Origin of the sequence: Actinomycetospora aeridis (assembly GCF_037400275.1) — a bacterium.
GTDB lineage: Bacteria > Actinomycetota > Actinomycetes > Mycobacteriales > Pseudonocardiaceae > Actinomycetospora > Actinomycetospora aeridis.
In genome coordinates this window covers 1-13064 of sequence record NZ_JBBEGL010000002.1, presented here as the reverse complement: position 1 = coordinate 13064, position 13064 = coordinate 1, and the positions used below count along the sequence as shown (strand labels likewise).

Genomic DNA, 13064 nt, shown 5'->3' with positions numbered 1-13064 from the left:
CGTCCTGCCGATGACGCTCGGCGCACAGTTCGCGGGCGCGCGGCTCGACGTCGGCCAGTACCTCGCCCTCTGGCGCCACCTCGGGCTCGACGTGCGCCCGACGGTGCTGCACGTCCTCGACCACGGGCGCACCTACGACGAGCGCGACGCCCTCGACGCCGCGGCGTGGCGGCGGCTCGCCGCGCAAGACCTGCTCGACGAGCGCGGCGCTCCCGACCCCGGACTGGTCGACGCGTTCGGGGTGCTCGCCCGCCCGGCGCGCGAGCTGGACGTCGTCGAGCAGGTCGAGGGACGGACACCGCGGGCGACGCTGGCGGCGGCGCGCGGGACGCTCGGGGTCGTCGCGCGTCTCGGCGACGAGGGACTGCTGGTCGAGCCGGCCGACCCTCACGACCTGCCCGGCGCCCTGCTCGCCCGGCTCCCCGACGTCCGCCCGGCGCCCGGGGTCCCGCTGTCGCTGCCCGCGGACGCGTTGTTCGGGCCGGGGCTGACGCTCGACGAGCGCTCGCGGCGGTTGCGACGGGCGGGGGTGCCGGCGCACCACGTCGACCGGCTGCGCGCGCTGTGGGCGACGGCACCGGAGCGCGCCCTCACGTTCGGGGTCGCCGCCCGCGACGCCGACGGCGTGCCCCGGCGCGGGTCGCGCACCCTCACCGTCCTCGACACCGCCGCCGGCCGGGTCGCGTGGGGCCTCGACGCCACCGGCCGCCGCGTCCTCGCCCACCCTCTTGACCGGACACGGCTGCGCCACGAGCTCGCCGTGCTCCTCGACGCGCACGCGGACGCCGTCGCCGGGCGCCGCGGCCCGGCGTAGGAGGCGCTGCTCCGTTCGAGCGTGTGGCGTTGCGGACGTCCAGTGTCTGCGGTGGCCCCCCGCTGACATCGCGAGGGGCGCGAGCGGCACGTTCCGCAGCCCGAATGCCATGTTGATCATGTCGAACGTGCCGCTCGCGGGCCGGTGACATTCCGGCGAAGGGCGCCCCCCGCCCGTCTATGCGAGCGAAGGTGCCCTTCGCTCAGAAAGGTTCAGGAGGGCACGGCGCGGCCGGGGCGCCCCCTCAGCGCAGGATCGCCCGCACCGCCGCCGGGGCGTCCGAGGGCTTGTGCAGCGCCACCGAGCGCCCGCCGCCGGCCGCGGCGAGGCGGGCGCAGGACGTGCGGGCGTCGTCGTCGTCGACCGTCACCAGCGTGTGCACCCGCGCCGCCCCCGACCCACCCGCGATGGGCGCCGGGTCCTCGCCCTCGTTCCACGCCCCGTCGGTGAGGACGAGGACGTCGGCGTGCGGGACACGCGCCGCCGTCGCCTGGGCGAGCGCCACCCGCAGGCCCAGCCCGAGGTCCGTCGTCGACCCCCCGCGCAGGTCGAGCAGCGCGCCGAGCACCGCGGACGCGGGCGCGGGCGAGTGCAGGTGGCGCAGCACCACCGCGCGCGACCAGAACGCCACGACGGCGAGCTCGTCGTCACCCCGCAGCCCCGCCGCGAGCGCCCCGGCCGTCGTGACGGCCGTGGTCAGCGGCTTACCGGCCACCGAGCCCGACGCGTCGACCAGCAGGATCAGTGCCCGCGCCGGGGAGCGCCAGCCGCGCCAGCGCAGATCCTCGGCGCGGATCGGGCGGTGCTCCAGCGAGCGCTCGAGGGTCGCGTCGAGATCGAGGTCCAGGCCGTCCCCGGTGACGGTGGTGAGCCGGCTCGAGCCGCGCCGCTCGGTCTCGCCCGCCCGCGCCGGCGGGACCAGCAGCCGCACCGCGAGCCGTCGGGCGGCCGCCCGCAGCGTCGGGTCGGTGGCCCGGGCGAGGTCGGCGAGCAGCTCGATCGACCCGTCGGGGTCCTCGTTGTAGGCACCGGTGAGCGCGGCCTCGTCGAGCACGCCGACCGATGGGCTGACCTGCTGGAGGTCGTCGTGGCGGCGCTGCAGGTCGGCGCGGGTCTCGGTGCGTCGGGCCTGGTCGCGCAGCAGCTGCTCGACCTCCTTCGGGTCGGACACCACGCGCGGCGGCGCCCCGGGCGAGCGCCCCGACTCGGGGGGCGGCGACCCGCCGGGGCTCAGGCTTTTCCCGGGTCCCCGCCCTCGCCCGACGGGTCCTCGGCGGGTGCCGTCGACGCCCACAGCTCCGCGACGACCTCCTCCACCGTGCGCGTCGAGCCCTCGAGCAGCTGGACGCGACCGGACAGGGCGGCCAGGGCGGCGTCGGTGCCCGTCGACTCGGCCGACGGGGCCAGCCGGCCCGCCAGCGCGACCGAGCGCAGCTCGGCCAGCGAGGCCGCGACGGCGACGAGGTCCAGCGCCCCCCGCACCGACGACCCGAGCCGCAGGTCGGGGTGATCGCGGGTCGCGCGGGTGGCGCGGACGGCCCGGTCGACGAACGCCGCGTCGACGACGCCGTGGTCGCGCCGGACGATGCGGACCTCCTCGTCGGCGTTCTGGTGGACGAACCCGACGCGGCACGAGCGGTCGTAGAGCGCCGGGGTGATCCGCCCGGTGCCGACGGCATCGGACGGGTTCATCGCCGCGACCAGCCGGAAGCTCGGCGCGGCGTCGACGACGCCGAGGCGCGGCACGTGCAGGCGGCGCTCGGAGAGCACGCCGAGCAGCACGTTCAGCGTCTCCTCGGGGACGCGGTTGAGCTCCTCGACGTAGAGCAGGGCGCCCGAGGTCAGGGCACGGACCAGCGGGCCCGGCACGAAGTTCTCGGGCGTGTAGTCCTCGGTGAGCACGCGCGAGGGGTCGTGGTGGCCGACGAGGCGCGCCGGGGACAGCTCGGCGTTGCCCTCGACGAGCTCGAGGCCGACGCCGGCGCCCTCGGCGAGCGCGCGCAGCAGGGTCGTCTTGCCGGTGCCGGGCGGGCCCTCGAGCAGGACGCTGCGCCCGGCGGCGAGCGCGGCGGCGATGACCTCGGACTCGCGCTCGCGTCCGACGACCCGCGCGTGGGAGGCGTCGATCATGGACCGGACCGGGAGCGGTCCGGCGGTGGGCAGACGGGGGGCGGCCCCGGCACCCACGAGGGATGCCGGGGCCGCGGAGCCGTTGGTCACGGGTGTCGGTTACCTCGGTCGGGAGATCAGTCGAAGATCAGGACGCCGCGGATGTTCTTGCCGGCGTGCATGTCCTCGTAGCCCTGGGCGACCTCGTCGAGCTTGTAGTTCTTGGTGACGAGCTCGTCGAGCTTGACCTTGCCGTGGTTGTAGAGGTCGAGCATCTTCGGGATGTCGGCCTTCGGGTTCGACGACCCGAACAGCGAGCCCTTGATCTTCTTCTCGAAGAGGGTGAGCTCGCCGATCGGGATCGGCACGCCGACCTCGGTGATGTCGCCGAGACCGGTGACGATGACCGTGCCCTGCTTGCGGATCGAGGCGAAGGCGTTGCCGACGTGCTCGGGCTTCGTGATGCCGATGGTGACGATCGAGACGTCGGCGCCCTGACCGTTGGTGTAGCCCTTGGCGACCTCGGTCGCCTCCTCGATCGACTCGAACGCCTCGGTGGCGCCGAGCTCGAGGGCCTTCTCGCGCTTGAACGCGACCGGGTCGACGGCGAGGATGTTCGCGGCGCCCGCGTGGGCCGCCCCCTGGACCGCGTTGGCGCCGATGCCGCCGATGCCCTGGATGATCACGGTGTCGCCCGGCTTGACCTCACCGGTGTTCACCGCGGTGCCCCAGCCGGTGCCGACCGAGCAGCCGAGCAGGCAGGCGACCTCGAGCTTGGTGTCCTGCGGGACCTTGATCGCCGAGTCGACGGCGACGGTCGAGTACTCGGAGAACGTCGAGATGCCGCACATCTGGCCGACGTTGGTGCCGTCCTCGAGGTGCAGGCGGGTGGAGTCCTCGGTCCAGCGCGTGCCGGCGAGCAGGCCCGCGCCGAGGTCGCAGAGGTTCGAGTGGCCCGTGGCGCACCAGCGGCACTTGCCGCAGGCGGGGAGGAACGAGAAGAGGACCTTGTCGCCGACCTCGAAGCCCGAGGTGTTCGGGCCCACGGACTCGACGATGCCGCCGCCCTCGTGGCCGCCCGCGAAGGGGTAGGTGCCGACGGGGATGTCACCGGTGGCGATGTGGTCGTCGGAGTGGCAGAGGCCCGAGGCGACCATCTTCACCCGGATCTCGTCCTGACGCGGGTCGTCGACCTCGACCGTCGCCGTCTCGTACTTGCCCGGGGCCTGACGGACGAGAGACGTCCGGCACGTGATGGACAACGCTGACCACTCCTCGCGTAGCGAAACCGTCGAATGACGAGCGTGACTCTATGGCCCCCCTCACAGGTTGGGAAGAGGCGAACCGAACGATCGATCGGTTGGGTTCGGCCCGGAGCCCGACGGGCCGACGGGCCGACGACCGCCGTTCCGTAGGATCCGGGCGGTGAGCCTGCACCTGTACGACACCGCACGTCGCGCGCTGCGGGAGTTCCGCCCGCAGCACGCCGGCACGGCGTCGATCTACGTGTGTGGGGCGACCGTGCAGGGCGTGCCCCACGTCGGCCACGTGCGGTCGGGTCTGGACTTCGACGTGCTGCGCCGCTGGCTCGCGCACTCGGGCTACGACGTGCTGCTGGTCCGCAACGTCACCGACATCGACGACAAGATTCTCACCAAGGCCGACGCCGCGGGCCGCCCGTGGTGGGAGTGGGCCGCGACCCACGAGCGCGCGTTCGCCGCCGCCTACGACGCGCTGGGGTGCCTCCCGCCGTCGGTCGAGCCGCGCGCCACCGGTCACGTCACGGAGATGGTCGAGCTCATCGAGCGCCTGATCGAGCGCGGGCACGCCTACGCCGTCGACGGCGACGTCTACTTCGCGGTCGGCACCTGGCCGTCGTACGGCGAGCTCTCCGGCCAGCGCGTCGAGGAGATGGAGCAGGGCGAGGGCGCCGACCCGCGCGGCAAGCGCGACCCGCGCGACTTCACGCTGTGGAAGGCGGCCAAGCCCGGCGAGCCGGACTGGCCGACCCCGTGGGGTCGCGGGCGTCCGGGCTGGCACCTGGAGTGCTCGGCGATGGCCACCCACTACCTGGGCCCGCGCTTCGACATCCACGGCGGCGGGCTCGACCTCGTCTTCCCGCACCACGAGAACGAGCTCGCGCAGTCCCGGGCCGCCGGCGACGGGTTCGCCGAGTACTGGCTGCACAACGCCTGGGTGACGATGTCCGGCGCGAAGATGTCGAAGTCGCTGGGCAACACGCTGACGATCCCGGCGGTGCTCGAGCGGGTGCGCCCGGTGGAGCTGCGCTACTACCTCGTCGCGCCGCACTACCGCTCGACCCTCGAGTACTCCGAGGAGGCGCTCGCCGAGGGCGCCGCGGCGTACCACCGGATCGAGACGTTCGTGCACCGCGTGCACGACCGCGTCGGTGCCGTCGAGGTCGGGCGCATCAGCGACGCGTTCGCGGCCGCGATGGACGACGACGTGGCGACGCCGGCCGCGCTCGCCGAGGTGCACGAGACGATTCGCCGGGGCAACGCCGCCCTCGACGCGGGGTCCCGCGACGAGGCGCTGACGCTCGCGGGCTCCGTGCGCGCCATGACCGGCGTCCTCGGGCTCGACCCCGTGGTGTGGGCGGAGGCCCGCGGCACCGGCGGCTCGGGCGACGCCGCCCGCCAGGCCCTCGGGTCGCTGGTGGAGGCGCTGCTCGAACAACGCACCCGCGCGCGGGCCGAGCGCGACTTCGCGCGGGCCGACGCCCTGCGCGACGAGCTGACCGCCGCCGGCGTCGTCGTCGAGGACAACGCCGACGGGCCCACCTGGACGCTCAAGGACGGTGCGTAGCGCGCATGGCCGGCAACTCGCGACGCCCCGGGGCCCGTCGCAACCCGGGCTCCAAGAAGGGGCCGACGAAGGGCTCGGGCGGCAAGAACCGCCGGAGCCTCGAGGGCAAGGGCCCGACCCCGCCCGCCGAGAAGCGCCCGAACCACAAGTCCTACCGCTCCGGCGGGGCGTCGCCCTCGGCGCCGCGCAAGCCTGCCGCCGACGACCGGGCTGCCGGGCGCCGCGCGCCGTTGCGTCGCGAGGACCCGGACGGCCCCCAGACCGTGCTCGGGCGCAACGCGGTCGTCGAGAGCCTGCGGGCGCACAGCCCGGCGACCGCGCTGTACGTCGCGCAGAACATCGACGTCGACGACCGCGTCCGCGAGGCGATCAAGATGGCCTCCGAGCGCGGTGTCTCGGTGCTCGAGGTGCCGCGCGGGGACGTCGACAAGATGGCCGACGGCGCCGTGCACCAGGGGCTCGCGCTCGCCGTGCCGGCGTTCGAGTACCTGCACCCCGACGACCTGCTCGAGGAGGCCCGCCAGCGCGCCCACCTCGACAGGGTCGAGCCGCTGCTGGTGGCGCTGGACGGGGTGCAGGACCCCCGCAACCTCGGTGCGGTGCTGCGCTCGGCCGCGGCGTTCGGCGCGCACGGGGTGCTGCTGCCGCTGCGCCGCTCGGTCGGCGTCACACCGGTGGCCTGGCGGACCTCGGCCGGCGCCGCCGCGCGCATCCCCGTCGGGCGCGCGACCAACCTCAGCCGCACGCTCTCGGCGTGGCTCGACGAGAGCCTGGTGACGCTCGGGCTCGACGGCGAGGCCGACACCGACATCGACCACCTCGACGACGTCGCCCCGGACGCCGCGCGCGGGCCGCTCGTGCTCGTCGTGGGGTCCGAGGGCAAGGGCCTGTCCCGCCTGGTGCGCGAGACCTGCACCGGCGTGGTGTCGATCCCCATGGCGGGCGACGTGGAGTCGCTGAACGCCTCCGTGGCGGCGGGCGTGGCCCTCGCCGAGGTGGCGCGTCGCCGGCGGGCGCCTCGGTGAGCAGCGAACGCGCTGTTCGCTGCTTCTAGGCGTCTGAAGTCCCCGTTCGCTCGGCCGACCCGTCACACGATCGGGGTGGCGTTGTTAGCGGCTCGATGTGTCGGGCGACACCGTTGTCGTGGACGCCGTCCGAGCGTGTCTCTCCGCCGTCATCGGTGCCGTGCTCATCGGCGCGGTCCTGGTGCTGACGGGGCAGGCCGACTCCGCGGTGACGGCGGTGGTCCCGCTCGCGGACCCCGTACCGCAGGCGCCTCTCGTCGCTGGTCCGCCCCCCGAGGTGCGGGTCAGCGCAGCACCCGCCCCGACCTCGTCGACCACGGCGAGGCCGACGACCACGCGGCGGACGACGACGACGACCACCACGACGTCGGCGGACGCCGCGACGGACGAGCCCGACGACCGCTGCACCAACCAGATCGACTACGCCTCCGATCCCAGGAGCAACGCGGAGATCAATTCGATCGGGGAGCAGACCGGGCGCTGCCCGCGGCCCCTCACGGCGTCGGAGCTGGCGAATCCGGGCGAGTTGGCGCTCGAGGCGTGCGTCGAGCAGACCGGGATGACGCGCGAGGAATGCATCGCCGACGCCGCCGCGGGCAACGCCAACTGAGTCCCCGGTTCGCTGATCTCGACGAGGATGCCGCGGGAATTCCGGCGAGGGGCGCCCCTCGCCGGTCTATCCGAGCGAAGGTGCCCTTCGGTCAGAAACCTGGGAGGCTTCGGAGCCCTCGGAAACCTCGGAATCCTGGCGCGCCCCCGACTCCTCGGACGCGCCCGAGTCCACGCACGCCCCGGCGTGCTCGCGCGGCACGGCCAGGTCGGTCTCGGCATCGCGGCCCCGCAGGACACGGGACTCGATGACCTGCCAGCGCTCGGCCTCGCCGCCCGCGCGCTCGAGTGCCGCGCCGGAGGCGACGACGCAGCCGTCGATCTCCTTCGCCGCCTCGGTGAGCCGCGCGGCCTCGTTCACCGGGTCGCCGATGACGGTGTACTCGTAGCGCCGGGTGTCGCCGATGTTCCCCGCGACCGCCTCGCCCGCCGAGACGCCGATGCCCGCGGAGATGTCGTCGAGCTCCGTGGCGATCCGGCGCGACAGTTCCCGCCCGGCGCGCAGGGCGCAGCCGGCGGCGTCGTCGAGCGCGGTCGGGGCGCCGAAGACGGCGAGCGCGGCGTCGCCCTCGAACTTGTTGATCCAGCCGTCGTGCTGCTCGACGACGTCGATGACGACGGCGAAGAACGCGTTGAGGGCCTCGACGACCTCCTGCGGCGGGCGGGTGGCGGCGAGGCGGGTGGAGCCGACGAGGTCGACGAACAGCACGGCGACCTCGCGGACCTCGCCGCCGAGCTCGACGTCGTTCTCGAGCGCGGTGCGGGCGACGTCCTCGCCGACGTGCCGTCCGAACAGGTCGCGGACCCGCTCGCGCTCGCGGAGCCCGGCGACCATGGTGTTGAAGCCGGCCTGCAGGACGCCGAGCTCGGTGGTGTCGAAGACGGCGACCTCGGCGTCGTAGTCGCCCTCCTCGACGCGGCGTTGCGCGCGGCGCAGCGCGAGCACCGGGGCGGCCGTGGAGTTCGCCGTCAGCACGGTGACGAGCAGGCCGACGACGAGCGCGACCCCGCCGAGGACGAGCACCACGATGGCCAGCCGGTCGGTGGAGTACCCGCCGAACGCGAGCGCCGCCGCGGCGGCGAGCAGCACCCCGACCAGCGGGACCGCGGTGCCGAGCGCCCACGACCCGATCGCGCGCAGCACGACGCCGGGCAGGAGGCGTCCCCGCGGGGGGCGGTCGTTGAGCACCCGCGCGACCTCGTGGCGCAGGACCCGCTCGACGAGCCGGTAGGTCACGGCGACCGTCGCGATCCCGCCGAGCGCGACCGTCACCCCCACCGAGATCCCCAGCCGCGGGCTCGAGAACACGTTGATCAGCACGAACAGGACCAGCGCCGCGATCCACAGGACGGCCTGCACCGTCGCCAGCCGCAGCGGCCCGCGCAGCACCACGCGCCGGACGCGCCTGCGGTGCCGTCGCACGGCGTCGTCGCCGGCACCCGGCCCGGGCGCCCGCGGGACCCGCACCCGGAAGTGCCCCCAGATCGAGCCGACGAGGATCGCGCCGAGGAGATAGGCGCCGAACGCGATGAGGTTGCGCACCAGGGCGGCGGGGTCGAACGCGACCAGCTCGCCGAGCGGGAGCACCCAGGCCGCCACGACCAGCACGACCCCGGCGCCGACGATGTTGGGCGTGACGACCACCAGGCCCAGCGCGACGCGCGTGACCAGCCGGAGACCGTGGTCCTCGGCGGTCACGCCGCGGGTGGCTCTGGACATGGGGCGGACTCTAGTGCCGCGCCGTCGACCGAACGGAGCAGCTCACCCGGTGGCGAGCGCGGCGTCGGTCGCGGAGGCGCGCCGGCGGGTGCGCAACGCCCCCAGCGCCCGGCACACCAGGTAGATCACGAACGCGATCGAGGCGACGAACGGGCTGATCGGCAGCCCGGCGTCGAGCGACGCCACGATCCCGCCGACGACGGCGACCTCGGCGAACACCACGGCGAGCACCGACGCGAGCGTCGGCGACGCCGTGACCTGCGCGGCGGCCGCGGCCGGCGTGATCAGCAGGCACAGCACGAGCAGGGCGCCGACGATCTGGACGCCGAGGGCGACGGTGACGCCGAGCAGCACGGCGAAGAGGATCGACAGCGCGCGCACCGGCACCCCGCGGGCGGCGGCCATGTCGGGGTCGAGGCTCGCGAACAGCAGCGGCCGGCGCACGAGCGCGAGCACGACCAGCACGACGACGCCGACGGCGGTCAGGGTGAGCACGTCGCCGACGTCGACCCCGACGATCTGCCCGACGAGCAGGCCGAACTTGTTCGCCGAGCGCCCCGTGTAGAGCGACTGGAACAGCACACCGAGCCCGAGCCCGAACGAGAGCAGCACGCCGATCACCGAGTCGCGCTCGCGCTGCGCCCGCCCGAGCGCCCCGAACAGCAGCGCCACGAAGACGGCCCCGGCGAGCGCGCCCCAGCCGATCGCGTCGGTGCCGAAGACGAGCAGCGCGCCGGCGCCGCCGGCGAACGCCAGCTCGGCGGTGCCGTGCACCGAGAAGGCCATCCCGCGCCCGACGACGATCGGTCCGAGCAGCCCGGCGAGCAGCGCCAGCACGACGCCCGCGACGAGCGCGTTGCGGACGAAGTCGAGGGAGAGCAGGTCCAGGGTCGTCACCGCGGCCCGCCCCCGGTGTGCACGAGGCGGTCCTCGGCGCCCACGACCACGATCCGGTCGCGGACGCGGACGACGTCGACGTCGGTGCGGTAGAGCTCCGAGAGGGTCTCCGAGGTCATCACCTCGTCCGGCGTCCCGATCCGGAAGCGGCCGTCGACGAGGTAGAGCACACGGTCGGTGACGGGCAGCACGGGGTTGAGCTCGTGGGTCACGAACACCACCGCCGTCCCGTGGTCGCGGCGGCGACGTTCGAGCAGATCGACGACGGTGCGCTGGCGCGCGAGGTCGAGCGAGTGCAGCGGCTCGTCGGCGAGCAGCAGGCCGGGGTCGCCGACGAGGGCCTGAGCGATCCGCAGGCGCTGCTGCTCGCCGCCCGAGAGCGCGCCGACGGGGGCGTCGGCGAGCTCCAGGGCGTCGACCTGCAGCAGCGCCTCGTGGACCCGGCGGGTGCGCTCGGTACGGCCGCGGAACGGCAGGCCGAAGCGGTGCCCGTCGAGGCCGAGCCCGACGAGGTCGCGGCCGCGCAGGGGCGTCAGCGGGTCGACGCTGGCCTGCTGGGGGACGTACCCGACGTCGCTGCTGCCGCGCCGCGGTGCGCTCCCGGAGACCTCGCACGTCCCCGCGGCCAGCGGGAGCAGGCCGAGCAGGACCGTGAGCAGCGTGGTCTTGCCCGACCCGTTGGGCCCGAGCACCGTGACGAACTCGCCGGCCGCGACGTCGAGGTCGAGCCCCGTCCACAGCGTGCGGCCGCCGCGGCGGACCTCCGCGCCGGACAGGCGGATGGACGGGGTCACTGCACCTACCTCGAGCATCTCTAGGCCGGGGCCCCCAGGGCGCGGGCGAGCTCGGCGCGGGTCGCGTCGAGCCAGGTCAGGTAGTCCTGCCCGGCAGGCAGTGTCTCGGTCACGTTCACGACCGGCACACCCGCCCCGGTGGCGGCGTCGCGCAGGGTGGTGGTGATCGGGGTCTCGGTCTGCGGGTTGAAGACGAGCGCGTTCACGCCGCGGCTCGCGACCAGCTGGTTCGCCTCGGCGAGCGTGGCGGCCGCCGGGTCGGTCTCGTTCTCGATCGCCTCGCTGAACGCCGGCGGGGTCGCGTCGGCGACGCCCGCGGTGGTCAGCAGGTACTGCGCGATCGGCTCGGTGGCGAGCACGCGCGCGCCGGGACGGGCCTGACCGATCGCGGCGAGGCGCGCGGCCTGCTCGTCGACGCGGCCCGAGAAGGCGGTCGCGCGCTCGCGCAGCGCCCCGGCCTGGGCGGGCTCGACGGCGGCGAGACGCTCGGCGACCTGGGTGACGACGCCCTTCACGGCGGTCGGGTCGAACCAGACGTGCTCGTTCTCCTGCGCCTGGTCACCGCGCAGGGCGAAGGCCTCGATCGAGCGCTGGCGCAGGGCCGGGTCGCCGTCGATGACCTGCTCGACCCAGTCGTCGTAGTGCCCGCCGTTGAACACGATGAGGTCGGCGTTCGTCAGGGCCGCGGCGTCGGCGGGCGTGCTCTCGTAGGAGTGGGGGTCGGCGCTCGGGTCCTGGATGATCGACCGCACCTCCACGCCCGGCCCGGCGATCGCGCTCGCGACCGATCCCCAGACGTTCGTGGTCGCCACGACCGTCAGCGTGCGCCCCGGCGCGGCCGTGGGCGACCCGGGGGCCGGTGCGGGTGCCGGGGCGGCGGCCTGGGTGCCACCGGAGCCGCCGCCGCAGGCGACCAGCACCAGCAGCGCGCCGAGCAGGGCGGCCACCAGGGACACGGGACGGGCACGGACGGGCACGGAGCGGCTCCTCGGGTGGGACACGGGAGCTGGACCCGTGTGAGGGAGTGGGACCCGGCCACGGTCGTGCCCGGCGACCGCAAACGATAACGGTTATCGATTGCGAATGGGAGGCGCGGTTCGTCCGACCAGGTCACACCCACCGCACCGCGGACGCCGTCGGTCGCGTGGAGTGGCCCTAGATCGAAACAGTCGCTACCGTCGGGTGGTGGCCGAGGCACTCGAGGGGCGCCGATCGCGGCGTACCGCCACGCTGGCCTCGCTGGCGGCGGAACTGGGCGTTTCCCGGACGACGGTGTCGAACGCCTACAACCGCCCCGACCAGCTGTCGCCGGCGCTGCGGCGCCGCGTGTTGGACACCGCACGGCGCCTCGGCTACCCCGGCCCGGACCCGGTGGCGCGCTCCCTGCGCACCCGCAAGGCCGGCGCGGTGGGGCTGCTGCTCACCGAGGCCCTCTCCTACGCGTTCCGCGACCCGGTGGCCGTCCAGTTCCTCGAGGGCCTCGCGCTGGCCTGCGAGGACAACGGCTCGGGCCTGCTGCTCGTGCCGGTGAGCCCCGAGGCCGACGACCCCGGCGCCGTCGCGCGGGCGGGCGTCGACGGGTTCGTCGTGTACTCGATGCCCGACGACGACGACAACTTCCACGCGGTGCTCGAACGCCCCGTCCCGGTCGTCGTGTGCGACCAGCCGACGGCCGTCCCCGACGTCGACAGGGTCGGCATCGACGACCACGCCGCCATGGTCGACATGGCCCGCCACCTCGCCGGGCTCGGCCACCGCAAGGTCGGCGTGCTGTGCATGCGGCTGTCGACCGAGCGCAACGACGGCTTCGCGAGCCCCGAGCGCCAGCAGCGGGCCCGCTACGAGGTCCAGCGCCGGCGCCTGGCGGGGCTGCGCGAGGGCTTCGCGGAGGCGGGCGTCGACTGGACGAAGGTGCCGGTGGTCGAGCGCTACGACCACAGCGAGTCGGCGGGGGCCTCGGCCGCCGAGCAGCTGCTCGCGCAGCACGACGTCACGGCCATCCTGTGCACCTCGGACATCCTCGCGCTCGGCGCACTGCGCCACGCCCGCGAGGCCGGGCGTCTCGTGCCCGACGAGATCACGGTGACCGGCTTCGACGGCGTCCCGGCCGCCGAGCGCGCGGAGCTGACGACGATCCGCCAGCCGACGCTCGACAAGGGCCGGGCCGCCGGTGAGCTGCTGCTCGACCGCGGCGACCGCCAGCGCTCGCGCACACTGCTGCTGCCCACCGAGCTGCTCGCCCGCGCCACCTCGGGCCCGGCCCGCGAGGT

Annotated in this window: 12 protein-coding genes; 5 read left to right on the top strand and 7 right to left on the bottom strand. The window is 74.8% G+C overall.

What is annotated here, in order from left to right; genetic code table 11:
- Positions 1 to 10 precede the first annotated feature (10 nt).
- Complete coding sequence (locus WCD41_RS05325) at positions 11 to 814, top strand: ESX secretion-associated protein EspG (RefSeq protein ID WP_337712361.1); 804 nt, start codon at positions 11 to 13, stop codon at positions 812 to 814.
- Positions 815 to 1058: 244 nt separating this feature from the next.
- Here the strand turns inward: WCD41_RS05325 and WCD41_RS05320 are convergent, their stop codons facing one another.
- The 3 genes from WCD41_RS05320 to WCD41_RS05310 all read right to left on the bottom strand — a co-directional run bounded on the left by WCD41_RS05320 (position 1059) and on the right by WCD41_RS05310 (position 4185).
- Positions 1059 to 1985 carry a VWA domain-containing protein gene (locus WCD41_RS05320; RefSeq protein ID WP_337712360.1) on the bottom strand — a complete coding sequence of 309 codons (927 nt, stop codon included), beginning with the start codon at positions 1983 to 1985 and terminating at the stop codon, positions 1059 to 1061.
- Positions 1986 to 2044: 59 nt separating this feature from the next.
- Positions 2045 to 2944: an AAA family ATPase gene (locus WCD41_RS05315; RefSeq protein WP_337712359.1), complete on the bottom strand. Its 900-nt coding sequence runs from the start codon at positions 2942 to 2944 to the stop codon at positions 2045 to 2047.
- Between the two features lie 116 nt (positions 2945 to 3060).
- Positions 3061 to 4185 carry an NDMA-dependent alcohol dehydrogenase gene (locus tag WCD41_RS05310; protein ID WP_337712358.1) on the bottom strand — a complete coding sequence of 375 codons (1125 nt, stop codon included), beginning with the start codon at positions 4183 to 4185 and terminating at the stop codon, positions 3061 to 3063.
- Positions 4186 to 4348: 163 nt separating this feature from the next.
- On the opposite strand from WCD41_RS05310, the gene cysS reads away from it, so the two are divergent.
- From cysS to WCD41_RS05295, 3 genes are all read left to right on the top strand, one after another.
- Positions 4349 to 5749, top strand: a complete 1401-nt coding sequence (cysS, locus tag WCD41_RS05305; RefSeq protein WP_337712357.1) for a cysteine--tRNA ligase — start codon at positions 4349 to 4351, stop codon at positions 5747 to 5749.
- Positions 5750 to 5754: 5 nt separating this feature from the next.
- Positions 5755 to 6774, top strand: coding sequence for a 23S rRNA (guanosine(2251)-2'-O)-methyltransferase RlmB (rlmB, locus tag WCD41_RS05300; protein ID WP_337712356.1), 1020 nt, complete (start codon positions 5755 to 5757; stop codon positions 6772 to 6774).
- A 118-nt stretch (positions 6775 to 6892) separates the two neighbouring features.
- Positions 6893 to 7384 (top strand): hypothetical protein, encoded by a 492-nt coding sequence (locus WCD41_RS05295; protein WP_337712355.1) that lies wholly within the window; start codon positions 6893 to 6895, stop codon positions 7382 to 7384.
- 66 nt (positions 7385 to 7450) lie between these two features.
- Here the strand turns inward: WCD41_RS05295 and WCD41_RS05290 are convergent, their stop codons facing one another.
- From WCD41_RS05290 to WCD41_RS05275, 4 genes are read right to left on the bottom strand one after another with little or no spacing between them, the layout of a single operon-like run.
- The gene (locus tag WCD41_RS05290; RefSeq protein WP_337712354.1) at positions 7451 to 9103 is read right to left on the bottom strand and encodes an adenylate/guanylate cyclase domain-containing protein; all 1653 of its coding nucleotides are present in this window, start codon (positions 9101 to 9103) and stop codon (positions 7451 to 7453) included.
- A 42-nt stretch (positions 9104 to 9145) separates the two neighbouring features.
- A complete protein-coding gene (locus WCD41_RS05285) occupies positions 9146 to 10000 on the bottom strand; it encodes a metal ABC transporter permease (protein ID WP_337712353.1) in 855 nt (284 codons plus the stop codon).
- Positions 9997 to 10812 carry a metal ABC transporter ATP-binding protein gene (locus WCD41_RS05280; RefSeq protein ID WP_337712352.1) on the bottom strand — a complete coding sequence of 272 codons (816 nt, stop codon included), beginning with the start codon at positions 10810 to 10812 and terminating at the stop codon, positions 9997 to 9999. Before WCD41_RS05280 ends, WCD41_RS05285 begins: the two co-directional genes overlap by 4 nt.
- Before the next feature lie 2 nt (positions 10813 to 10814).
- Positions 10815 to 11771 (bottom strand): metal ABC transporter solute-binding protein, Zn/Mn family, encoded by a 957-nt coding sequence (locus tag WCD41_RS05275; RefSeq protein WP_337712351.1) that lies wholly within the window; start codon positions 11769 to 11771, stop codon positions 10815 to 10817.
- A 208-nt stretch (positions 11772 to 11979) separates the two neighbouring features.
- Here WCD41_RS05275 and WCD41_RS05270 point away from each other — a divergent pair.
- Positions 11980 to 13064: LacI family DNA-binding transcriptional regulator (locus WCD41_RS05270; RefSeq protein WP_337712350.1), on the top strand; the 1085-nt coding region annotated here is incomplete at its 3' end.

What these genes read in the sequence shown, in the direction of transcription:
- WCD41_RS05325 (WP_337712361.1), top strand. Translation starts at nt 11, where the DNA reads ATGACGCTCGGCGCACAGTTCGCGGGCGCGCGGCTCGACGTCGGCCAG.
- WCD41_RS05315 (WP_337712359.1), bottom strand. Translation starts at nt 2,944, where the DNA reads ATGATCGACGCCTCCCACGCGCGGGTCGTCGGACGCGAGCGCGAGTCC.
- rlmB (WP_337712356.1), top strand. Translation starts at nt 5,755, where the DNA reads ATGGCCGGCAACTCGCGACGCCCCGGGGCCCGTCGCAACCCGGGCTCC.
- WCD41_RS05290 (WP_337712354.1), bottom strand. Translation starts at nt 9,103, where the DNA reads ATGTCCAGAGCCACCCGCGGCGTGACCGCCGAGGACCACGGTCTCCGG.
- WCD41_RS05280 (WP_337712352.1), bottom strand. Translation starts at nt 10,812, where the DNA reads ATGCTCGAGGTAGGTGCAGTGACCCCGTCCATCCGCCTGTCCGGCGCG.